The 19,870-nt window shown below is 51.1% G+C and carries 22 protein-coding genes; 18 read left to right on the top strand and 4 right to left on the bottom strand.

Features of this window, described 5'->3' with window-relative positions; all coding sequences use genetic code 11:
• Window position 1: 1 nt before the first annotated feature.
• From D9738_RS15490 to rpnB, 15 genes are all read left to right on the top strand, one after another.
• Complete coding sequence (locus D9738_RS15490; protein WP_130207262.1) at window positions 2–1,015, top strand: aspartate-semialdehyde dehydrogenase; 1,014 nt, start codon at window positions 2–4, stop codon at window positions 1,013–1,015.
• A complete protein-coding gene (truA, locus tag D9738_RS15485; protein ID WP_001283597.1) occupies window positions 1,015–1,827 on the top strand; it encodes a tRNA pseudouridine(38-40) synthase TruA in 813 nt (270 codons plus the stop codon). Before D9738_RS15490 ends, truA begins: the two co-directional genes overlap by 1 nt.
• An 82-nt stretch (window positions 1,828–1,909) precedes the next feature.
• Window positions 1,910–2,557 carry a DedA family protein gene (locus tag D9738_RS15480; protein ID WP_130207260.1) on the top strand — a complete coding sequence of 216 codons (648 nt, stop codon included), beginning with the start codon at window positions 1,910–1,912 and terminating at the stop codon, window positions 2,555–2,557.
• A gap of 155 nt (window positions 2,558–2,712) precedes the next feature.
• Window positions 2,713–3,627 carry an acetyl-CoA carboxylase, carboxyltransferase subunit beta gene (gene accD / locus D9738_RS15475; protein WP_064526523.1) on the top strand — a complete coding sequence of 305 codons (915 nt, stop codon included), beginning with the start codon at window positions 2,713–2,715 and terminating at the stop codon, window positions 3,625–3,627.
• Between the two features lie 73 nt (window positions 3,628–3,700).
• Window positions 3,701–4,969, top strand: coding sequence for a bifunctional tetrahydrofolate synthase/dihydrofolate synthase (folC, locus tag D9738_RS15470; protein ID WP_130260571.1), 1,269 nt, complete (start codon window positions 3,701–3,703; stop codon window positions 4,967–4,969).
• A complete protein-coding gene (gene dedD / locus D9738_RS15465) occupies window positions 4,959–5,621 on the top strand; it encodes a cell division protein DedD (protein WP_130207256.1) in 663 nt (220 codons plus the stop codon). Before folC ends, dedD begins: the two co-directional genes overlap by 11 nt.
• 258 nt (window positions 5,622–5,879) lie before the next feature.
• On the top strand, window positions 5,880–6,368 hold the full coding sequence (gene cvpA, locus D9738_RS15460; RefSeq protein WP_000262113.1) for a colicin V production protein: 489 nt from the start codon (window positions 5,880–5,882) through the stop codon (window positions 6,366–6,368).
• Window positions 6,369–6,404: 36 nt separating this feature from the next.
• Window positions 6,405–7,922, top strand: a complete 1,518-nt coding sequence (purF, locus tag D9738_RS15455; RefSeq protein WP_130207254.1) for an amidophosphoribosyltransferase — start codon at window positions 6,405–6,407, stop codon at window positions 7,920–7,922.
• A 94-nt stretch (window positions 7,923–8,016) separates the two neighbouring features.
• A complete protein-coding gene (ubiX, locus tag D9738_RS15450; RefSeq protein ID WP_130260570.1) occupies window positions 8,017–8,586 on the top strand; it encodes a flavin prenyltransferase UbiX in 570 nt (189 codons plus the stop codon).
• A 264-nt stretch (window positions 8,587–8,850) separates the two neighbouring features.
• Window positions 8,851–9,633 carry a lysine/arginine/ornithine ABC transporter substrate-binding protein ArgT gene (argT, locus tag D9738_RS15445; RefSeq protein ID WP_130207252.1) on the top strand — a complete coding sequence of 261 codons (783 nt, stop codon included), beginning with the start codon at window positions 8,851–8,853 and terminating at the stop codon, window positions 9,631–9,633.
• A gap of 220 nt (window positions 9,634–9,853) precedes the next feature.
• The gene (gene hisJ / locus D9738_RS15440) at window positions 9,854–10,636 is read left to right on the top strand and encodes a histidine ABC transporter substrate-binding protein HisJ (protein WP_000737621.1); all 783 of its coding nucleotides are present in this window, start codon (window positions 9,854–9,856) and stop codon (window positions 10,634–10,636) included.
• A 90-nt stretch (window positions 10,637–10,726) separates the two neighbouring features.
• On the top strand, window positions 10,727–11,413 hold the full coding sequence (hisQ, locus tag D9738_RS15435) for a histidine ABC transporter permease HisQ (protein ID WP_130207250.1): 687 nt from the start codon (window positions 10,727–10,729) through the stop codon (window positions 11,411–11,413).
• Window positions 11,410–12,126, top strand: a complete 717-nt coding sequence (locus D9738_RS15430; RefSeq protein WP_000569948.1) for an ABC transporter permease — start codon at window positions 11,410–11,412, stop codon at window positions 12,124–12,126. Before hisQ ends, D9738_RS15430 begins: the two co-directional genes overlap by 4 nt.
• A 7-nt stretch (window positions 12,127–12,133) precedes the next feature.
• A complete protein-coding gene (gene hisP / locus D9738_RS15425) occupies window positions 12,134–12,907 on the top strand; it encodes a histidine ABC transporter ATP-binding protein HisP (protein ID WP_130260569.1) in 774 nt (257 codons plus the stop codon).
• A 196-nt stretch (window positions 12,908–13,103) separates the two neighbouring features.
• Window positions 13,104–13,994, top strand: a complete 891-nt coding sequence (gene rpnB / locus D9738_RS15420) for a recombination-promoting nuclease RpnB (protein WP_130260568.1) — start codon at window positions 13,104–13,106, stop codon at window positions 13,992–13,994.
• A 47-nt stretch (window positions 13,995–14,041) separates the two neighbouring features.
• Here rpnB and D9738_RS15415 read toward each other — a convergent pair whose 3' ends face one another.
• Genes D9738_RS15415 through yfcG form a run of 3 tightly spaced genes read right to left on the bottom strand, consistent with a single transcriptional unit; the run spans window position 14,042 to window position 16,022 of the window.
• Complete coding sequence (locus tag D9738_RS15415; protein WP_130260567.1) at window positions 14,042–14,935, bottom strand: TIGR01777 family oxidoreductase; 894 nt, start codon at window positions 14,933–14,935, stop codon at window positions 14,042–14,044.
• Window positions 14,936–14,955: 20 nt separating this feature from the next.
• The gene (gene folX / locus D9738_RS15410) at window positions 14,956–15,318 is read right to left on the bottom strand and encodes a dihydroneopterin triphosphate 2'-epimerase (protein ID WP_130207240.1); all 363 of its coding nucleotides are present in this window, start codon (window positions 15,316–15,318) and stop codon (window positions 14,956–14,958) included.
• 56 nt (window positions 15,319–15,374) lie between these two features.
• Window positions 15,375–16,022, bottom strand: coding sequence for a GSH-dependent disulfide bond oxidoreductase (gene yfcG, locus D9738_RS15405; protein WP_130260566.1), 648 nt, complete (start codon window positions 16,020–16,022; stop codon window positions 15,375–15,377).
• 134 nt (window positions 16,023–16,156) lie between these two features.
• On the opposite strand from yfcG, the gene yfcF reads away from it, so the two are divergent.
• Genes yfcF through yfcD form a run of 3 tightly spaced genes read left to right on the top strand, consistent with a single transcriptional unit; the run spans window position 16,157 to window position 18,009 of the window.
• Complete coding sequence (gene yfcF / locus D9738_RS15400) at window positions 16,157–16,801, top strand: glutathione transferase (RefSeq protein ID WP_130207236.1); 645 nt, start codon at window positions 16,157–16,159, stop codon at window positions 16,799–16,801.
• Window positions 16,802–16,856: 55 nt separating this feature from the next.
• Window positions 16,857–17,408: a phosphodiesterase gene (gene yfcE / locus D9738_RS15395; protein WP_064526570.1), complete on the top strand. Its 552-nt coding sequence runs from the start codon at window positions 16,857–16,859 to the stop codon at window positions 17,406–17,408.
• Window positions 17,409–17,466: 58 nt separating this feature from the next.
• Window positions 17,467–18,009 (top strand): NUDIX hydrolase YfcD, encoded by a 543-nt coding sequence (gene yfcD / locus D9738_RS15390; RefSeq protein ID WP_130260565.1) that lies wholly within the window; start codon window positions 17,467–17,469, stop codon window positions 18,007–18,009.
• A gap of 204 nt (window positions 18,010–18,213) precedes the next feature.
• Here yfcD and yfcC read toward each other — a convergent pair whose 3' ends face one another.
• On the bottom strand, window positions 18,214–19,734 hold the full coding sequence (yfcC, locus tag D9738_RS15385) for a putative basic amino acid antiporter YfcC (RefSeq protein ID WP_130207232.1): 1,521 nt from the start codon (window positions 19,732–19,734) through the stop codon (window positions 18,214–18,216).
• Window positions 19,735–19,870 lie beyond the last annotated feature (136 nt).

The following is a 19,870-nucleotide window of genomic DNA, read 5'->3' as shown; positions in this document are numbered from 1 at the left end:
CATGTCTGAAGGCTGGAACATTGCCGTCCTGGGCGCAACTGGCGCTGTGGGCGAAGCCCTGATTGAAACGCTGGCTGAACGTCAGTTCCCGGTTGGGGAAATTTATGCACTGGCACGTAACGAAAGCGCAGGCGAACATCTGCGCTTTGGTGGTAAGACAATCACCGTGCAGGATGCTGCCGAATTTGACTGGACGCAGGCGCAACTGGCGTTTTTTGTCGCAGGCAAAGAAGCGACCGCGACCTGGGTTGAAGAAGCAACCAACTCAGGCTGCCTGGTTATCGACAGCAGCGGATTGTTTGCTCTCGAACCCGACGTACCGCTGGTGGTGCCGGAAGTAAACCCGTTTGTACTTGCTGATTACCGTAACCGTAATGTCATTGCCGTACCGGACAGCCTGACCAGCCAGCTGCTGGCCTCTCTGAAACCGTTAATCGATCAGGGCGGATTGTCGCGTATTAGCGTTACCAGCCTGATTTCAGCCTCCGCCCAGGGCAAAAAAGCGGTCGATGCGTTAGCGGGGCAGAGTGCGAAATTGCTCAACGGCATTCCGATTGACGAAGAAGATTTCTTCGGACGTCAGCTGGCGTTCAACATGCTGCCGTTACTGCCGGACAGGGAAGGTAGCGTGCGTGAAGAACGTCGTATCGTCGATGAAGTGCGCAAAATCATGCAGGACGAAGGGCTGATGATTTCGGCAAGCGTCGTGCAGGCACCAGTATTTTACGGTCACGCTCAGATGGTCAACTTTGAAGCTCTGCGTCCGCTGGCGGCAGAAGAAGCGCGTGATGCCTTTACCCAGGGCGAAGATATTGTGCTCTCTGAAGAGAACGAGTTTCCTACTCAGGTGGGTGACGCTTCCGGTACGCCGCATCTTTCTGTGGGCTGCGTGCGCAATGATTACGGTATTCCAGAGCAAATCCAGTTCTGGTCGGTGGCCGATAACGTCCGTTTTGGCGGCGCACTGATGGCAGTGAAAATCGCCGAGAAACTGGTGCAGGAGTATCTGTACTAATGTCCGACCAGCAACAACCGCCAGTTTATAAAATTGCGCTGGGCATTGAGTACGACGGCAGTAGGTATTACGGCTGGCAACGGCAGAACGAAGTCCGCAGTGTGCAGGAGAAGCTGGAAAAGGCGCTCTCCCAGGTGGCGAACGAGCCCATCACCGTCTTCTGCGCCGGGCGTACTGACGCAGGCGTACACGGCACCGGGCAGGTAGTGCATTTCGAAACCACCGCGCAGCGCAAAGACGCCGCGTGGACATTAGGCGTAAATGCGAATTTACCTGGTGACATCGCCGTGCGTTGGGTTAAAGCTGTACCTGATGATTTTCATGCCCGATTTAGCGCCACGGCTCGCCGTTATCGCTACATCATCTACAATCATCGGCTGCGCCCGGCAGTGCTGAGTAAAGGTGTGACCCACTTCTACGAACCGCTGGATGCCGAACGGATGCATCGGGCTGCGCAATGCTTGTTGGGCGAGAATGATTTCACCTCATTTCGCGCGGTGCAGTGCCAGTCCCGAACGCCGTGGCGCAACGTTATGCATATTAACGTCACGCGACATGGTCCTTATGTGGTGGTAGATATCAAAGCGAATGCCTTTGTACATCATATGGTGAGGAATATTGTCGGTAGCCTGATGGAAGTAGGCGCCCACAACCAGCCAGAGAGTTGGATAGCAGAGCTGTTAGCGGCAAAGGACAGAACGCTGGCGGCAGCAACGGCGAAAGCGGAAGGGCTGTATCTGGTTGCGGTAGATTACCCTGACCGATTTGATCTTCCAAAACCGCCAATGGGCCCGCTGTTTCTGGCGGACTAATGAGAATAATGCTCTAAAAATTTCAGGCTGTAGCCAATGCAGTTACAGCCTGAGAAATGAAGAGTACAAGGCATAGGCAATTATGGACCTGATTTATTTCCTCATCGATTTTATTTTGCATATTGATGTGCATCTGGCGGAACTGGTCGCAGAGTACGGCGTCTGGGTTTATGCCATTCTGTTTTTGATTCTGTTCTGTGAAACCGGGCTTGTGGTAACGCCATTCCTGCCTGGTGATTCGTTGCTGTTTGTCGCTGGCGCGTTGGCATCTCTGGAGACTAATGATCTCAACGTCCATATGATGGTGGTACTGATGTTGATTGCTGCAATTGTGGGTGATGCGGTCAACTACACCATTGGGCGGTTATTTGGTGACAAACTGTTCAGTAATCCGGATTCGAAAATTTTTCGTCGTAGTTATCTTGATAAGACTCATCAGTTTTACGAGAGACATGGCGGCAAAACAATTATTCTCGCCCGTTTTGTACCGATCGTCAGAACGTTCGCGCCGTTCGTTGCGGGAATGGGTCACATGTCGTATCGTCATTTCGCCGCTTTTAACGTGATTGGTGCACTGTTGTGGGTACTGATTTTTACCTACGCAGGTTATTTCTTCGGCACGCTCCCCTTCATTCAGAGTAACCTTAAACTGATGATTGTTGGCATTATTTTTGTTTCAATATTGCCTGGGGTTTTCGAATTTATTCGTCACAAACGCGCTGCAAAATAAAAAGTAACTCCGCGGTTCGACCACTTTTTTATCCAAAGTTTCGGGCTGTTATGTTTTAATGTGCAACATTCATGGTCTGTTGGGGGCAAAAATGGCATTATGCGTCCCCAAAGATAAAACTGGCATCGAACCAGGTTCAGACAGAAAGGTCCCTAATGAGCTGGATTGAACGAATTAAAAGCAACATTACTCCCACCCGCAAGGCGAGCATTCCTGAAGGTGTGTGGACTAAGTGTGATAGCTGCGGTCAGGTTTTATACCGCGCTGAACTGGAACGTAATCTTGAGGTCTGTCCGAAGTGTGACCATCACATGCGTATGTCGGCGCGTAACCGCCTGCATAGCTTGTTAGATGAAGGCAGCCTTGTGGAGCTGGGTAGCGAGCTTGAGCCGAAAGATGTGTTGAAGTTCCGTGACTCCAAAAAGTATAAAGACCGTCTGGCCTCTGCGCAGAAAGAAACCGGCGAAAAAGACGCGCTGGTGGTGATGAAAGGCACTCTGTATGGTATGCCGGTTGTCGCTGCGGCATTCGAATTCGCCTTTATGGGCGGTTCAATGGGTTCAGTGGTTGGCGCTCGTTTCGTGCGTGCCGTTGAGCAAGCGCTGGAAGATAACTGCCCGCTGATCTGCTTCTCCGCTTCTGGTGGCGCACGTATGCAGGAAGCGTTAATGTCGCTGATGCAGATGGCGAAAACCTCTGCAGCACTGGCGAAAATGCAGGAGCGCGGGTTACCGTACATTTCTGTACTGACCGACCCGACTATGGGCGGTGTTTCTGCAAGCTTCGCGATGCTGGGCGATCTCAATATTGCTGAACCGAAAGCGTTAATCGGCTTTGCCGGTCCGCGCGTTATCGAACAGACCGTTCGCGAAAAACTGCCGCCAGGATTCCAGCGCAGTGAATTCCTGATCGAGAAAGGCGCCATCGATATGATCGTCCGTCGACCGGAAATGCGCCTGAAACTGGCGAGCATTCTGGCGAAGCTGATGAATCTGCCAGCGCCTAATCCTGATGCGCCGCGTGAAGGCGAAGTGGTGCCACCGGTGCCGGATCAGGAACCAGAGGCCTGATAACTGATAAGGGCAGGGCCACTGGCTCTGCCCTTTTGCTATTTATTCTCCCCGTAACGAATCAGCGGATACCATGATTATCAAACGCACTCCTCAAGCCGCGTCGCCTCTGGCTTCGTGGCTTTCTTATCTGGAAAACCTGCACAGTAAAACTATCGATCTCGGCCTTGATCGCGTCAGCCAGGTTGCGGCGCGTCTTGGCGTCCTTAAACCTGCACCGTTTGTGTTTACCGTTGCGGGAACTAATGGCAAAGGCACGACCTGCCGTACGCTGGAGTCGATTCTGATGGCGGCAGGGTACAGGGTGGGGGTCTACAGTTCGCCGCATCTGGTGCGTTATACCGAGCGCGTTCGTATACAGGGCAAAGAACTGGCGGAGTCGGCCCATACGGCTTCTTTTGCCGAGATTGAGGCCGAGCGTGGCGATATTTCTCTGACTTATTTTGAATACGGTACGCTGTCGGCATTGTGGTTGTTCAAAGAGGCGCAACTCGATGTGGTGATTCTGGAAGTAGGTCTGGGCGGTCGTCTGGATGCTACTAACATTGTCGATGCTGATGTTGCCGTGGTGACCAGTATTGCGCTGGATCATACCGACTGGCTGGGGCCAGATCGTGAAAGCATTGGTCGTGAGAAAGCGGGGATCTTCCGCAACGAAAAACCGGCAATCGTCGGTGAACCGGAAATGCCTTACACCATTGCCGATGTAGCACAGGAGAAAGGCGCACTGTTGCAACGTTGTGGCGTTGAGTGGAATTATTCCGTCACTGACCATGACTGGTCATTTACCGATGCTCACGGCACGCTGGCGGGATTACCGTTGCCACTTGTCCCGCAACCGAATGCCGCAACGGCGCTGGCGGCACTGCGTGCCAGCGGCCTGGAAGTCAGTGAAAAGGCAATTCGCGACGGTATCGCCAGCGCAATTTTGCCTGGACGTTTCCAGATTGTGAGCGAGACGCCACGCGTTATTTTTGATGTCGCCCATAATCCTCATGCGGCGGAATATCTTACCGGACGCATGAAAGCGTTACCGAAAAACGGGCGCGTGTTGGCGGTTATCGGTATGCTACATGATAAAGATATTGCCGGAACACTGGCCTGGTTGAAAAGCGTGGTTGATGACTGGTATTGTGCGCCACTGGAAGGGCCGCGTGGTGCCACGGCAGCACAACTGCTTGAGCATCTGGGGAACGGCAAACCATTCGATAGCGTTGCGCAGGCATGGGAAGCCGCAATGGCGGACGCTAAACCGGAAGATACCGTGCTGGTGTGTGGTTCGTTCCATACGGTCGCACATGTCATGGAAGTGATTGACGCGAGGAGAAGCGGTGGCGAGTAAGTTTCAGAATCGGTTAGTTGGCACTATTGTGCTGGTAGCTCTGGGAGTTATTGTGCTTCCAGGATTGCTTGATGGGCAGAAAAAACATTATCAGGATGAGTTTGCAGCGATCCCGCTGGTGCCGAAAGCGGGCGATCGTGACGAACCAGATATGATGCCAGCCGCCACTCAGGCGTTGCCGACACAGCCGCCAGAAGGCGCTGCAGAAGAGGTGCGGGCAGGTGATGCCGCAGCGCCTTCGCTCGATCCGACAACCATTGCGGCCAATAATACCGTGTTTGAACCGGAGCCTGCACCGGTCGCTCCACCGAAACCGAAACCGGTGGATCCGCCTAAGCCGAAGGTTGAAGTGCCGCCCCCGCCGAAGCCAGAACCGAAGCCGGTTGTTGAAGAAAAGGCAGCGCCGACGGGTAAAGCCTATGTTGTGCAACTGGGCGCGCTGAAAAATGCCGATAAAGTGAATGAGATTGTCGGTAAGCTGCGTGGCGCGGGATATCGGGTTTATACTTCGCCGTCAACGCCAGTGCAGGGTAAAATCACCCGTATTCTCGTGGGGCCAGATGCCTCAAAAGATAAGCTGAAAGGATCGCTTGGCGAACTGAAGCAGATCTCTGGTTTGAGCGGCGTGGTGATGGGTTACACGCCGAATTAATACGGTTTTGCCTGATGCGACGCTGGCGCGTCTTATCAGGCCTGTGCTGGAGCAGAACCGTAGGTCGGATAAGGCGTTCACGCCGCATCCGACAATGATTGCCCGATGCCGCAAAGGCATAAAAAGTCGATGGCGTTGAATATTTTTTCAGCGCCGTTTTTATTGATGCGCGGGAAGGAAATCCCTACGCAAACGTTTTCTTTTTCTGTTAGAATGCGCCCCGAACAGGATGACAGGGCGTAAAATCGTGGGACACATATGGTCTGGATTGATTACGCCATAATCGCGGTGATTGCTTTTTCCTCTCTGGTTAGCCTGATCCGCGGCTTTGTTCGTGAAGCGTTATCGCTGGTGACATGGGGTTGTGCTTTCTTTGTTGCCAGTCATTACTACACTTACCTGTCAGTCTGGTTTACGGGCTTTGAAGACGAACTGGTTCGAAATGGGATTGCCATCGCGGTACTGTTTATCGCTACCCTGATCGTTGGTGCTATTGTGAACTTCGTGATAGGCCAGCTGGTGGAGAAAACGGGGTTGTCAGGCACCGATCGGGTGCTGGGCGTCTGTTTCGGTGCGTTGCGCGGTGTGTTGATTGTCGCCGCTATTCTTTTCTTTCTCGACTCCTTTACTGGGGTGTCGAAAAGCGAAGACTGGAGCAAATCACAATTGATCCCGCAGTTCAGTTTTATCATCAGATGGTTTTTTGATTATCTGCAAAGCTCGTCAAGTTTCTTGCCCAGGGCGTAAGTGCTCTGAGATGTGGCTTAACGAGGAAAAAGACGTATGTGCGGTATTGTCGGTATCGCCGGTGTTATGCCGGTTAACCAGTCGATTTATGATGCCTTAACGGTGCTTCAGCATCGCGGTCAGGATGCCGCCGGCATCATCACCATAGATGCCAATAACTGCTTCCGTTTGCGTAAAGCGAACGGGCTGGTGAGCGATGTATTTGAAGCTCGCCATATGCAGCGTTTGCAGGGCAATATGGGCATTGGTCATGTGCGTTACCCTACGGCTGGCAGCTCCAGCGCCTCTGAAGCGCAGCCGTTTTACGTTAACTCTCCGTATGGTATTACGCTTGCCCACAACGGCAATCTGACCAACGCTCACGAGTTGCGTAAAAAACTGTTTGAAGAAAAACGCCGCCACATCAACACCACTTCCGACTCGGAAATTCTGCTTAATATCTTCGCCAGCGAGCTGGATAACTTCCGCCACTATCCGCTGGAAGCCGACAACATTTTCTCCGCCATTGCCGCGACTAACCGCCAAATTCGCGGCGCGTATGCCTGCGTGGCGATGATTATCGGCCACGGTATGGTCGCCTTCCGCGATCCTAACGGGATTCGTCCGCTGGTGTTGGGGAAACGTGATATCGACGAGAATCGCACAGAATATATGGTCGCTTCCGAAAGCGTTGCGCTCGATACGCTGGGCTTTGAGTTCCTGCGTGACGTCGCCCCAGGCGAAGCGATTTACATCACTGAAGAAGGGCAGTTGTTTACCCGTCAGTGTGCCGACAATCCAGTCAGCAATCCATGCTTGTTTGAGTATGTTTACTTTGCCCGTCCTGACTCGTTCATCGACAAAATTTCCGTTTACAGCGCGCGTGTGAATATGGGCACGAAACTGGGCGAGAAAATTGCCCGTGAATGGGAAGATCTTGATATCGACGTGGTGATCCCGATTCCGGAAACTTCCTGCGATATCGCGTTGGAAATCGCCCGAATTCTGGGCAAACCATACCGCCAGGGCTTTGTTAAAAACCGCTATGTTGGTCGTACCTTCATCATGCCGGGTCAGCAACTGCGTCGTAAGTCCGTGCGCCGTAAACTGAACGCCAACCGCGCCGAGTTCCGCGATAAAAACGTCCTGCTGGTGGATGACTCCATCGTTCGTGGCACCACTTCTGAGCAGATTATCGAGATGGCACGCGAAGCCGGAGCGAAGAAAGTGTACCTCGCCTCTGCGGCACCAGAGATTCGCTTCCCGAACGTTTATGGTATTGATATGCCGAGCGCCACGGAACTGATCGCTCACGGTCGCGAAGTGGATGAAATTCGCCAGATCATCGGTGCCGACGGTTTGATTTTCCAGGATCTCAACGATCTGATCGAAGCTGTTCGCGCTGAAAATCCGGATATCCAGCAGTTTGAATGCTCGGTGTTCAACGGCGTCTACGTCACCAAAGATGTTGATCAGGGCTATCTCGATTTTCTCGATACTTTACGTAATGACGACGCCAAAGCATTGCAACGTCAGAACGAAGTGGAAAACCTGGAAATGCATAACGAAGGATGATGCCTTCACTCAGGGTGCCAGTCTGGCACCCTGACTTGCAACTCCCGCCGAAATCCTGCAAAGTCTGCCTGCAAGTCTGACAGGGCAACTCTCTATGAAACGACTCATTGTAGGCATCAGTGGTGCCAGCGGCGCGATTTATGGCGTGCGCTTATTACAGGTTCTGCGCGATGTCACAGACATCGAAACGCATCTGGTTATGAGCCAGGCGGCGCGCCAGACCTTATCCCTCGAAACGGATTTTTCCCTGCGCGAAGTGCAGGCGTTAGCCGATGTAACTCATGATGCGCGCGATATTGCTGCCAGCATCTCTTCTGGTTCTTTCCAGACGCTGGGCATGGTGATTTTACCCTGTTCAATCAAGACCCTTTCCGGCATTGTCCATAGCTATACCGATGGCCTGTTGACCCGCGCGGCAGATGTGGTGCTGAAAGAGCGTCGCCCGTTGGTGCTCTGCGTGCGTGAAACACCGTTGCACTTAGGCCACCTGCGTTTAATGACTCAGGCGGCTGAAATCGGTGCGGTGATTATGCCTCCCGTTCCGGCGTTTTATCATCGCCCGCAATCCCTTGATGATGTGATAAATCAGACGGTTAACCGTGTTCTTGACCAGTTTGCGATAACCCTTCCCGTAGATCTCTTTGCCCGCTGGCAGGGCGCATAACTTTGCTGTTGCCCTGTTTCAGGGCAATTTTGCAACCGCGATCAAATCCTCGACATTTTGTTCCTTCCATTGAATCGAAACGCTGCGATTCAACCGCCATACCTGCTATCTTCAATTTCAGGACAATAATGCAACGTCTTATTAACATATTTTACGTTGAATGTTGCTGCTGTCGGCAAGATGGCATAAGACCTGCATGAACGAGCCTGCAAACACACAACACAATACACAATATAAAAAAGCCATTTCACTTGAGGGTTATGTATGAAGAAGTCGATTCTCGCTCTGTCTTTGTTAGTCGGTATCTCCGCAGCAGCTTCCAGCTACGCGGCGCTGCCGGAGACGGTACGTATCGGAACGGATACCACCTATGCACCGTTCTCATCGAAAGATGCCAAAGGTGACTTTGTTGGCTTTGATATCGATCTCGGTAACGAGATGTGCAAACGGATGCAGGTGAAATGTACCTGGGTTGCCAGTGACTTTGATGCGCTGATCCCCTCACTGAAAGCGAAAAAAATCGACGCTATTATTTCGTCGCTCTCCATTACCGATAAACGTCAGCAGGAGATTGCTTTCTCTGACAAGTTGTACGCCGCGGATTCCCGTCTGATTGCCGCTAAAGGTTCACCTATTCAGCCAACGCTGGATTCACTGAAAGGTAAACATGTCGGAGTGCTGCAAGGCTCCACTCAGGAAGCCTACGCTAACGATACCTGGCGCAGTAAAGGTATTGATGTTGTGGCTTATGCCAACCAGGATTTAGTCTATTCCGATCTTGCTGCGGGGCGTCTGGATGCTGCGTTACAAGATGAAGTCGCCGCCAGTGAAGGATTCCTTAAGCAACCTGCCGGTAAAGAGTTCGCCTTTGCTGGCCCTTCAGTGAAAGACAAAAAATACTTCGGTGACGGCACCGGTGTCGGGCTACGTAAAGATGATGCTGAACTGACGGCTGCGTTTAATAAGGCGCTTGGCGAACTGCGCCAGGATGGTACTTACGACAAGATGGCGAAAAAGTACTTCGATTTTAATGTCTACGGTGACTGATACGTCGCAGGGAAGCTGCACCTGATAGCGTCATTATCATGGTGCATTATAGGTTTGTTGCACTATCGTGGTGCATTGAAATGCATACTTAAGCAATTTTAATGAAAAATAATACGATTAACGGGCCAGGATATTTTGCCTTGTTGGTCAATTTTATGGCACGATAAGTGTAACAAACCTGTAAATATTCCCTATTAAAAGACTGTCAGTTGAGGACATTATGAAAAAACTGGTGCTATCGCTCTCCTTGGTTCTGGCCTTCTCCAGCGCGACTGCTGCTTTTGCTGCTATTCCGCAAAATATTCGCATCGGTACTGACCCGACTTATGCACCGTTTGAATCAAAAAATTCACAAGGTGAATTGGTTGGCTTTGATATCGACCTGGCGAAGGAACTGTGCAAACGCATCAATACGCAATGTACATTTGTCGAAAACCCGCTGGATGCGTTAATTCCGTCATTAAAAGCGAAGAAGATTGACGCCATCATGTCATCGCTTTCCATCACCGAAAAACGTCAGCAGGAAATAGCCTTCACCGACAAATTGTACGCCGCCGATTCTCGCCTGGTTGTGGCGAAAAATTCCGACATTCAGCCGACAGTAGAATCGCTGAAAGGCAAGCGGGTGGGCGTATTGCAGGGCACGACCCAGGAGACATTTGGTAACGAGCACTGGGCGCCAAAAGGCATTGAAATCGTCTCTTATCAGGGGCAGGACAACATTTATTCTGACCTGACCGCCGGGCGTATTGATGCCGCGTTCCAGGACGAAGTTGCCGCCAGCGAAGGTTTCCTCAAACAGCCAGTCGGTAAAGATTACAAATTCGGTGGCCCGTCTGTTAAAGATGAAAAACTGTTTGGCGTAGGCACCGGCATGGGCCTGCGTAAAGAAGATAACGAACTGCGCGAGGCACTGAACAAAGCCTTTGCCGAAATGCGCGCTGACGGTACTTACGAGAAATTAGCGAAAAAGTACTTCGATTTTGATGTTTATGGTGGTTAATCACCATCGGTGAAAGAAAGCCCGCTCCCTTTGGGTAACCGGAGGGAGACAAGAGGCAGGAAATTCACCACACACGACAGGACAGGCTGCATGTTGTATGGGTTTTCAGGTGTTATTTTACAGGGGGCGCTCGTCACGCTGGAGCTGGCTATCAGCTCTGTAGTGCTCGCTGTAATCATCGGTTTAATTGGCGCTGGCGGTAAGCTCTCGCAAAATCGGCTTTCGGGGCTGATTTTCGAAGGGTACACCACGCTGATTCGCGGCGTGCCGGACTTGGTGTTGATGCTGCTGATATTTTACGGTTTGCAGATTGCGCTAAACGCGGTGACGGAAGCGATGGGCGTCGGACAGATTGATATCGACCCGATGGTTGCCGGTATTATCACCCTGGGTTTTATTTACGGTGCTTACTTCACCGAAACGTTCCGTGGCGCGTTTATGGCGGTGCCGAAAGGACAAATAGAGGCGGCTACGGCGTTCGGTTTTACTCGCGGGCAAGTATTTCGGCGGATTATGTTTCCGGCGATGATGCGTTACGCTCTGCCGGGCATTGGCAACAACTGGCAGGTGATCCTCAAATCTACCGCTCTGGTTTCGTTACTCGGCCTGGAAGATGTGGTGAAAGCCACCCAATTGGCAGGCAAAAGTACATGGGAACCGTTCTATTTCGCCATCGTCTGTGGCGTGATTTATCTGGTTTTCACCACCGTTTCCAATGGTGTGCTGCTGTTCCTTGAGCGCCGCTACTCCGTGGGTGTGAAGAGGGCTGACCTGTGATCGAAATCTTACATGAATACTGGAAACCGCTGTTGTGGACCGACGGTTATCGCTTTACCGGCGTGGCGATTACCCTTTGGTTGCTGATTTTGTCAGTAGTGATAGGCGGAATTCTGGCGCTGTTTCTGGCGATTGGTCGCGTCTCAAGTAATAAATACATCCAGTTTCCAATCTGGTTATTTACCTATATTTTTCGCGGTACGCCGCTGTATGTGCAGTTGCTGGTGTTCTATTCCGGCATGTACACGCTGGAGATTGTTAAAGGGACCGAGTTCCTTAACGCTTTCTTCCGCAGTGGCCTGAACTGTACCGTGCTGGCGCTGACGCTTAACACTTGTGCTTACACCACCGAGATTTTTGCCGGAGCGATCCGCTCGGTGCCGCACGGGGAAATTGAAGCTGCCAGGGCCTATGGTTTCTCGACCTTTAAAATGTATCGCTGCATTATTTTACCGTCGGCGCTGCGTATTGCTTTACCGGCCTACAGCAACGAAGTGATCCTGATGTTGCATTCTACTGCGCTGGCGTTTACTGCCACGGTGCCGGATCTGCTGAAAATTGCCCGTGATATAAACGCCGCGACGTATCAACCTTTTACCGCCTTTGGCATTGCTGCGGTACTCTATTTAATCATCTCTTATGTCCTGATCAGCCTCTTTCGCAGAGCGGAAAAACGCTGGTTGCAGCATGTGAAACCTTCTTCAACGCACTGAGAATACGATGTCCGAGAATAAATTAAACGTTATCGATTTGCACAAACGCTACGGCGAACATGAAGTGCTGAAAGGGGTGTCACTGCAAGCGAATGCCGGAGATGTGATCAGCATCATCGGATCGTCGGGATCGGGGAAAAGTACCTTTCTGCGTTGCATTAACTTCCTCGAAAAACCGAGTGAAGGCTCGATCGTGGTTAACGGCCAGACCATCAATCTGGTGCGCGACAAAGACGGTCAACTGAAAGTCGCCGATAAAAATCAGCTGCGTTTACTGCGCACGCGCCTGACGATGGTGTTCCAGCACTTCAATCTCTGGAGCCATATGACGGTGCTGGAAAACGTCATGGAAGCGCCCATTCAGGTGCTGGGCCTGAGCAAGCATGAAGCGCGCGAGCGGGCGGTGAAATATCTGGCGAAAGTCGGCATAGACGAACGTGCGCAGGGGAAATATCCGGTGCATCTGTCCGGTGGTCAGCAACAGCGTGTTTCCATCGCAAGGGCGCTGGCAATGGAACCAGAAGTTCTGCTGTTTGATGAACCTACATCGGCCCTTGACCCAGAGCTGGTGGGCGAAGTGCTGCGCATTATGCAGCAGCTGGCGGAAGAGGGCAAAACGATGGTGGTGGTAACCCACGAAATGGAATTTGCTCGCCATGTCTCCACACATGTTATTTTCCTCCACCAGGGGAAAATCGAAGAAGAGGGTGCGCCAGAGCAATTATTTGGCAACCCGCAAAGTCCTCGTTTGCAACAGTTCCTTAAGGGATCGCTGAAATAATTGCCTCTCCGGTGGCTAATGCTGCCGGAGTATTTTCAAGGCTAATTTGCGAGTTAGCTTCCGTTGAAATGTATATATTGCAGTTCACTTAAAATAGTTCTGAATTCGCTGTCCAGATATAAAAACTGCCTGCTGCCTTGCTTATAAAGGGTGGTTATTGTCTCGTCATCTTAAATTTGAGAGGTGACGGAACGCCATGACCATATCGACAACTTCCACACCGCATGATGCGGTATTTAAATCCTTTTTACGTCATCCGGACACCGCGCGGGACTTTATTGATATTCACCTTCCCGCGCCGCTACGTAAACTTTGTGATTTATCGACGTTAAAACTGGAACCCAACAGTTTTATTGATGAAAACCTGCGACAATATTACTCCGACATCTTGTGGTCAGTGAAAACTGAGGAGGGGATGGGATATATTTATGTCGTCATTGAACACCAAAGTAAGGCGGAAGAATTAATGGCTTTTCGCATGATGCGCTATTCTATTGCGGCAATGCAAAACCATCTTGATGCAGGCTATAAAGAACTGCCTTTGGTGATCCCGATGCTGTTTTATCATGGTTGCAGAAGTCCTTATCCTTATTCTCTCTGTTGGCTTGATGAATTTGCGGAGCCTGCTATTGCCCGCCAAATTTATTCATCGGCTTTTCCGCTGGTGGATATTACCGTAGTGCCGGATGACGAGATTATGCAACACCGCAAAATGGCGTTACTGGAGTTAATGCAGAAACATATTCGCCAGCGCGATCTGTTAGGATTAGTCGACCAAATTGTTTCGCTGCTAGTTACAGGGAACACTAATGACAGACAGCTAAAAGCCCTGTTTAATTATGTATTACAAACGGGAGATGCCCAGCGTTTCCGTGCATTTATTGGTGAGATAACAGAACGCGCACCACAAGAAAAGGAGAAACTGATGACCATTGCTGACAGATTACGTGAAGAAGGCGCAATGCAGGGCAAACACGAAGAAGCCCTGCGTATTGCTCAGGAGATGCTGGAGAGAGGTTTAGACCGAGAGTTAGTTTTGACACTGACCCGACTTTCGCCAGACGAGCTTTTGGCGAAAAGCCACTAATTCTGAATTACCAGGAACTAACTGGCGGATGTTCGCGGTAAAACACATCAGTGAATAACGTCTGCCAGCGCCTCGTCTAAATCGTACCAGCGAAAAGCGAATCCCGCTTCTTCCAGCCTTTTTGGCAGCGCACGTTGCCCGCCTAATACCAGAACTGAAGATTCGCCCATTAACAGCCGAATAGCGGTGGCGGGGACGCGCATAATTGCCGGGCGATGCAGTGCATGACCGAGCGCGTGGGCAAATTGTTCGTTGCGTACCGGATAGGGGGCAACCATATTAAACGGTCCGCGCAGATCGTTATCCAGCAGCCAGAGAATCCCGTTGACCATATCATCGATATGAATCCAGGCCAGATACTGCCGACCAGAGCCAATGGGGCCACCTAAACCGAGGCGAAACGGCGGCAGCATTTTGCCGAGAATTCCGCCATCTGGTGCCAGCACCACACCGGTACGCAGCAGGCACACACGCGTTTTGTCGCTTTGCGCCCGACAGGCAATTTCTTCCCAGCGGGCGCAGAGTTTATGGGTAAATTCGTTATGCGGAGGCTCTTCTTCGGTAACCACTACTTCACCTAAATCACCGTAATATCCCGCCGCCGAACCAGAAATAAGGACCGACGGTGGCGTGTCGCTGGCGTTAATTAAATCCACCAGTTTTTGCGTAATATTCCAGCGACTTTGGCACAGTCGGTCTTTTTGCTCGCGAGTCCAGCGTTTGTCGGCAATCGGTTCGCCAGCCAGGTTGATTACCGCATCAACGCCGTTGAGGTTGCTTTGATCGGCGAGCCCTTGCCATAGTGTCACTTGAGGGCCGAGGATTGAACTGGCTTTCTGCGTGTTACGCGTCACCACAGTGACCTGATGGCCCAACTCCAGCAAACGCGGGATTAAATGGCGACCAATTAATCCAGTCCCTCCGGTGATCACTATATTCATGCAGCCTCCCGATATGGCGGTTAACGCTGCCAGCTCAAGGTCATTGATACCGAATCGGCGTAGCGCAGCGCGTGCAGTTTATCGATCTCCACTTCAGCATAGGTTACCCAGTGATGTTCTCGTGCGATATCGAGCACATCCTGAGTTAATTTTTCCAGCAAAGAGAAACGGTTATTCTCTACGTGTTGAATGATGTTTTTGGTGACGGTGCGATAGTTCAGCGCGTCATTAATATCTTCACTGGTACGCGCTTTATCGGCGGGGTAGTGGATCGTGACATTGATAACGATATCCTGACGGTTGTTAATCTCTTCGTCCTTAATTCCGATAAATGTACGTAAACGAAGGTTTTTTATACGAATAATAGCGGCAGGTTGTGACATTGCAGGTTCCCTGTTGTTTTACTTAGACTGGAATAATACACGAGAACCTTTCTCAGTTAACTATCTGAGATCTCATCATTCAATTGGGCCTTTAATAGTGATTGTCCGGTGGCTGGGCGCGAACGGATCCGCTCATGCCAGTTCTTCGCTGCCGGGTACATAGCAAGGTCAATCCGCTGACGAGCATATGCATTTATCCACGGCCAACAGGCAATATCCGCAATGCTGTAATCTTCGCCGCCAAGCCAGGGGGCGTTTTCCAGGCGCTTATTGAGTACCTGATACAGACGCTGGGTTTCAACCTGATAACGTTCAATAGCGTAAGGAATAGTCTGTGGCGCAGCATGATTAAAATGATGATTCTGTCCGAGCATTGGCCCCAGGCCGCCAACCTGCCAGAATAACCATTGTAAGGTGGTGGCGCGCTCACGCGGGTCGTGACTTAAAAATAGTCCCGTTTTCTCTGCCAGATACAACAATATTGCACCTGACTCAAAGAGGCTTAACGGTTCGCCGCCATCAGTCGGTGAATGATCAACAATTGCCGGAATCTTATTGTTCGGCGAAATGCGCAAAAACTCCGGGCGAAACTGACAGCCTTTCCCCAAGTCAACCTTAATTAAACGATAATCCAGGCCAGCCTCTTCGAGAAACAGCGTAATTTTGTGGCCATTTGGGGTAGGGGCATAATAGAGATCGATCATTGCAGCTCCGGTTGTCTAATAATCTGAACATCTCAAGTATAGAAACCCGGGAGGCTTGCGTGAGTTTTCATCAAGTAACCGTGGCAAAAAGGCTCTATAGTTTGAGAGCAAGCCCCTTTATCGCCGAGGATATAATGAGTAAACCCGCTATCACGCTTTGGTCAGATGCCCATTTTTTCTCCCCCTACGTGTTATCTGCCTGGGTGGCGTTGCAGGAGAAAGGACTACCTTTTCATATAAAGACTATCGACCTTGACAGCGGTGAACATTTACAGCCGACGTGGCAAGGTTACGGGCAGACACGCCGCGTGCCTTTGTTACAGATTGATGATTTTGAGTTGAGTGAATCCTCTGCCATAGCGGAATATCTGGAAGACCGTTTTGCGCCGCCGACCTGGGAACGCATTTATCCATTGGATCTGCAAAACCGGGCGCGTGCACGGCAGATTCAGGCATGGCTGCGGAGCGACCTGATGCCTCTGCGTGAAGAGCGTTCGACGGATGTCGTTTTTGCTGGCGCAAAAAAAGCACCGCTAACGGCGGAGGGAAAAGCCAGCGCGCAGAAATTGTTCGCAATGGCAGAACATTTACTGACGCATAACCAGCCTAATTTGTTTGGCGAGTGGTGCATTGCCGACACTGATTTAGCGCTAATGATTAATCGTCTGGTGCTGCACGGCGATGAAGTGCCGGAGCGTATGGTGGATTATGCGGCATTCCAGTGGCAGCGTGCTTCAGTTCAGCGTTTTATTGCACTTTCAGCAAAGCAATCTGGCTGATAGCAGCGACAGAATCCAGTATCATAGCTTACGTTTTTTCGACGAGGAGTGAGTGATGAAACTGATGTTTGCATCGGACATTCATGGGTCGTTACCGGCGACGGAACGTGTACTGGAGTTGTTTGCCCAAAGCGGCGCGCAGTGGCTGGTGATTCTTGGCGACGTGTTGAATCACGGCCCACGCAATGCTTTACCGGAGGGCTATGCGCCGGCAAAGGTGGCGGAACGCTTGAATGAAGTGGCGCATAAAGTCATCGCTGTACGTGGCAACTGCGACAGTGAAGTGGACCAAATGCTGCTGCATTTCCCAATGACCGCGCCATGGCAACAGGTGTTGCTGGAAAAACAGCGCCTGTTTCTGACACATGGGCATCTGTTTGGCCCGGATAATCTGCCGGCGTTAAACCAGAACGACGTGCTGGTGTATGGTCATACCCATCTGCCGGTGGCGGAGCAGCGGGGGGAGATTTTCCACTTCAACCCCGGTTCGGTTAGCATTCCGAAAGGCGGCAATCTGGCGAGCTACGGCATGCTCGAAGATGACGTACTAAGCGTAATCGCACTCAATGATCAAAGTATCATTGCGCAGGTCGCGATTAATCCGTAATTTACCCAACAACTCAAAATGCGCCGTAAGAGCGCCAGAAAAAGAAGGTTTCCTGATAATGGAACAGCGTCGTTTGGCAAGTACTGAATGGGTGGATATTGTCAATGAAGATAACGAAGTCATTGCACAAGCCAGCCGGGAACAAATGCGGGCACAGTGTCTGCGTCATCGTGCAACTTACATCGTCGTGCATGATGGTATGGGCAAAATTCTGGTCCAGCGTCGTACCGAGACAAAAGACTTTTTACCCGGCATGTTAGATGCTACTGCTGGTGGTGTGGTCCAGGCTGATGAACAACTGCTGGAATCCGCACGTCGCGAAGCGGAAGAAGAGTTGGGCATTGCCGGTGTCCCCTTTGCCGAGCACGGGCAGTTCTATTTCGAAGATAAAAATTGCCGAGTCTGGGGCGCGTTGTTCAGCTGTGTTTCTCACGGCCCTTTCGCCCTTCAGGAAGATGAAGTCAGCGAGGTCTGCTGGCTGACGCCAGAAGAAATCACCGCGCGTTGCGATGAGTTCACACCAGACTCGCTAAAAGCTTTGGCGTTGTGGATGAAGCGCAATGCCAACAATGAAGCCGTAGAGGCTGAAACGGCAGAATGAAAAAAGAGCCGCAGTTGCGGCTCTCAGGTTGTAGACAAAGTGTGCTTTGTTTATGACGGATGCGGCGTAAATGCCTTATCCGGCCTACAAAATATTGCAAATTCAATATATTGCATGGGCCATGTAGGCATGATAAGCGTAGCGCATCAGGCAATTTTCCCGTTGTCATCAATCTAAGAGCCGCAATCGCGGCTCTTAACGTTTTTAATGGTAGCCCATCAACTGGGCGCCTATCACCACCACGCTGGACATAATAAACAGCAGCCCAAGCAGTGTTGCCCCCACTTTTATCCAGTTACGGAAGTCCACCCGGCAAACACCGAGCGTGGCCATTAATGAAGCCGAGGTCGGGTAAATGATATGACTGAAGCCATCGCCAAACTGGAAGGCCAGCACGGTAACCTGACGGTTAACGCCGACCAGATCGCCAAGCGGTGCCAGTAACGGCATGGTTAACGCGGCCTGGCCAGAACCGGATGTCACGAAGAAATTAAATACCGCCTGGAAGAGCAGCATAAACCACGCCGCGACCGCGTTATCAAGACCGCTAATGGCATTGGCAATGCTGTTGAGGATGGTATTCAGTACGCTGGCATCACCGGCTTCGCCGTTACCTACCAGCAGCAAAATCCCTTTGGCGAAACCAACCAGCAGGGCGGGGGCTATCATCATTCGCGCGCCTTCGGTAAATGATGAAGCCATGGTGTTTACCGTCATACCATTCAGACGGAAGACAACGCCGATGATGCCAATTACCAGACCCATAGCGAAGAACTGGCTGGCAATTTCAGGAATAAACCAGGCATTGACAATAACGCCCCAAATCACCCAGATCATGACGGCGGTTAAAACAATTAATACCAGCCAGTCACCAAAGGTAAATGGGCGCTGTTCGACATCCGCCTGTTTTTCGCGGAAGAAACGATCGGACTCATGAACGCGTGACAACAGAGGATTCTTTTTCACCCGTGAGGCGTACACCATGGTGAAGACCAGGCCAATCAGAGTAGAGATTACCCATACCACGATGCGCAAACCGGAGCCAGAAAGCACCGGAACACCAGCGATCCCCTGGGCGACGACCACGCAGAACGGGTTCATCCACGAGCTGGCAAAACCGATTTGCGTAGCGATATAGGTTACCAGGACGGTGGTGATACTGTCATAACCTAGCCGTACCATGAGTGGCGCGATGATGATGGCAAAGGCGACTGCCTCTTCCCCCATGCCAAATACCGCACCGCCGAGTGAAAAGAGAATAAATAACGCCGGAATGAAAAGAATTTCATTCCCTCGTGTGTGGCGGATAAGCGCCAGGATGCCGTTATCAATAGTTCCTGTACGCATCACGATGCCAAACGCGCCGCCAATCACCAGCATAAACATGATGATGCCAACGGCGGTCCCATATTTCGAACCAGAGGTTAGCCCTTCAAACGGGAAGTTCATCAGGCCGGGACGTTCATCGCCCGTCGAGAACAGTTGTACGCGGTGATACTCTGGTTCGCCCGCCTCGTTGGTCAGAATGCGAAATGAGTGAGGGTCTACAACCTTGCGTGTTTTTGTCTGACCATCAACCTGATATTGCACTTCCTGACTGTCAAACATTCCCACCGGAACAACCCAGGTGGCGAGACTGGTTAAAATAGCAACAAAAAAGATAATCACCAGAGTATCGGGCATTGCCCATCTTCTGGTTGGTTTGGATTCAGTGATTGCTGACATAGCGCAAATTTTCCCTTGCACAAGACAAAGTGGTAAGTATGCAAAGTGAGATGACGCAATTCATTGATGCAGCGCAGTTAAGCAAGATAATCAGAAAGGAGTAATGCAAATTAAGAGAATAAAAAAACGGAAATAG

The organism is Escherichia sp. E10V5, from assembly GCF_004212315.1.
Classification (GTDB): domain Bacteria; phylum Pseudomonadota; class Gammaproteobacteria; order Enterobacterales; family Enterobacteriaceae; genus Escherichia.
The sequence above is the reverse complement of the archived record's forward strand: the minus strand, read 5'-3'. Positions and strand labels throughout refer to the sequence as shown.

Excerpts from the sequence above, each read along its gene's own strand:
- D9738_RS15490 (WP_130207262.1), top strand. The coding sequence starts at position 2 with ATGTCTGAAGGCTGGAACATTGCCGTCCTGGGCGCAACTGGCGCTGTG.
- truA (WP_001283597.1), top strand. The coding sequence starts at position 1,015 with ATGTCCGACCAGCAACAACCGCCAGTTTATAAAATTGCGCTGGGCATT.
- D9738_RS15480 (WP_130207260.1), top strand. The coding sequence starts at position 1,910 with ATGGACCTGATTTATTTCCTCATCGATTTTATTTTGCATATTGATGTG.
- accD (WP_064526523.1), top strand. The coding sequence starts at position 2,713 with ATGAGCTGGATTGAACGAATTAAAAGCAACATTACTCCCACCCGCAAG.
- folC (WP_130260571.1), top strand. The coding sequence starts at position 3,701 with ATGATTATCAAACGCACTCCTCAAGCCGCGTCGCCTCTGGCTTCGTGG.
- cvpA (WP_000262113.1), top strand. The coding sequence starts at position 5,880 with ATGGTCTGGATTGATTACGCCATAATCGCGGTGATTGCTTTTTCCTCT.
- purF (WP_130207254.1), top strand. The coding sequence starts at position 6,405 with ATGTGCGGTATTGTCGGTATCGCCGGTGTTATGCCGGTTAACCAGTCG.
- ubiX (WP_130260570.1), top strand. The coding sequence starts at position 8,017 with ATGAAACGACTCATTGTAGGCATCAGTGGTGCCAGCGGCGCGATTTAT.
- argT (WP_130207252.1), top strand. The coding sequence starts at position 8,851 with ATGAAGAAGTCGATTCTCGCTCTGTCTTTGTTAGTCGGTATCTCCGCA.
- hisJ (WP_000737621.1), top strand. The coding sequence starts at position 9,854 with ATGAAAAAACTGGTGCTATCGCTCTCCTTGGTTCTGGCCTTCTCCAGC.
- hisQ (WP_130207250.1), top strand. The coding sequence starts at position 10,727 with ATGTTGTATGGGTTTTCAGGTGTTATTTTACAGGGGGCGCTCGTCACG.
- hisP (WP_130260569.1), top strand. The coding sequence starts at position 12,134 with ATGTCCGAGAATAAATTAAACGTTATCGATTTGCACAAACGCTACGGC.
- rpnB (WP_130260568.1), top strand. The coding sequence starts at position 13,104 with ATGACCATATCGACAACTTCCACACCGCATGATGCGGTATTTAAATCC.
- D9738_RS15415 (WP_130260567.1), bottom strand. The coding sequence starts at position 14,935 with ATGAATATAGTGATCACCGGAGGGACTGGATTAATTGGTCGCCATTTA.
- folX (WP_130207240.1), bottom strand. The coding sequence starts at position 15,318 with ATGTCACAACCTGCCGCTATTATTCGTATAAAAAACCTTCGTTTACGT.
- yfcG (WP_130260566.1), bottom strand. The coding sequence starts at position 16,022 with ATGATCGATCTCTATTATGCCCCTACCCCAAATGGCCACAAAATTACG.
- yfcF (WP_130207236.1), top strand. The coding sequence starts at position 16,157 with ATGAGTAAACCCGCTATCACGCTTTGGTCAGATGCCCATTTTTTCTCC.
- yfcE (WP_064526570.1), top strand. The coding sequence starts at position 16,857 with ATGAAACTGATGTTTGCATCGGACATTCATGGGTCGTTACCGGCGACG.
- yfcD (WP_130260565.1), top strand. The coding sequence starts at position 17,467 with ATGGAACAGCGTCGTTTGGCAAGTACTGAATGGGTGGATATTGTCAAT.
- yfcC (WP_130207232.1), bottom strand. The coding sequence starts at position 19,734 with ATGTCAGCAATCACTGAATCCAAACCAACCAGAAGATGGGCAATGCCC.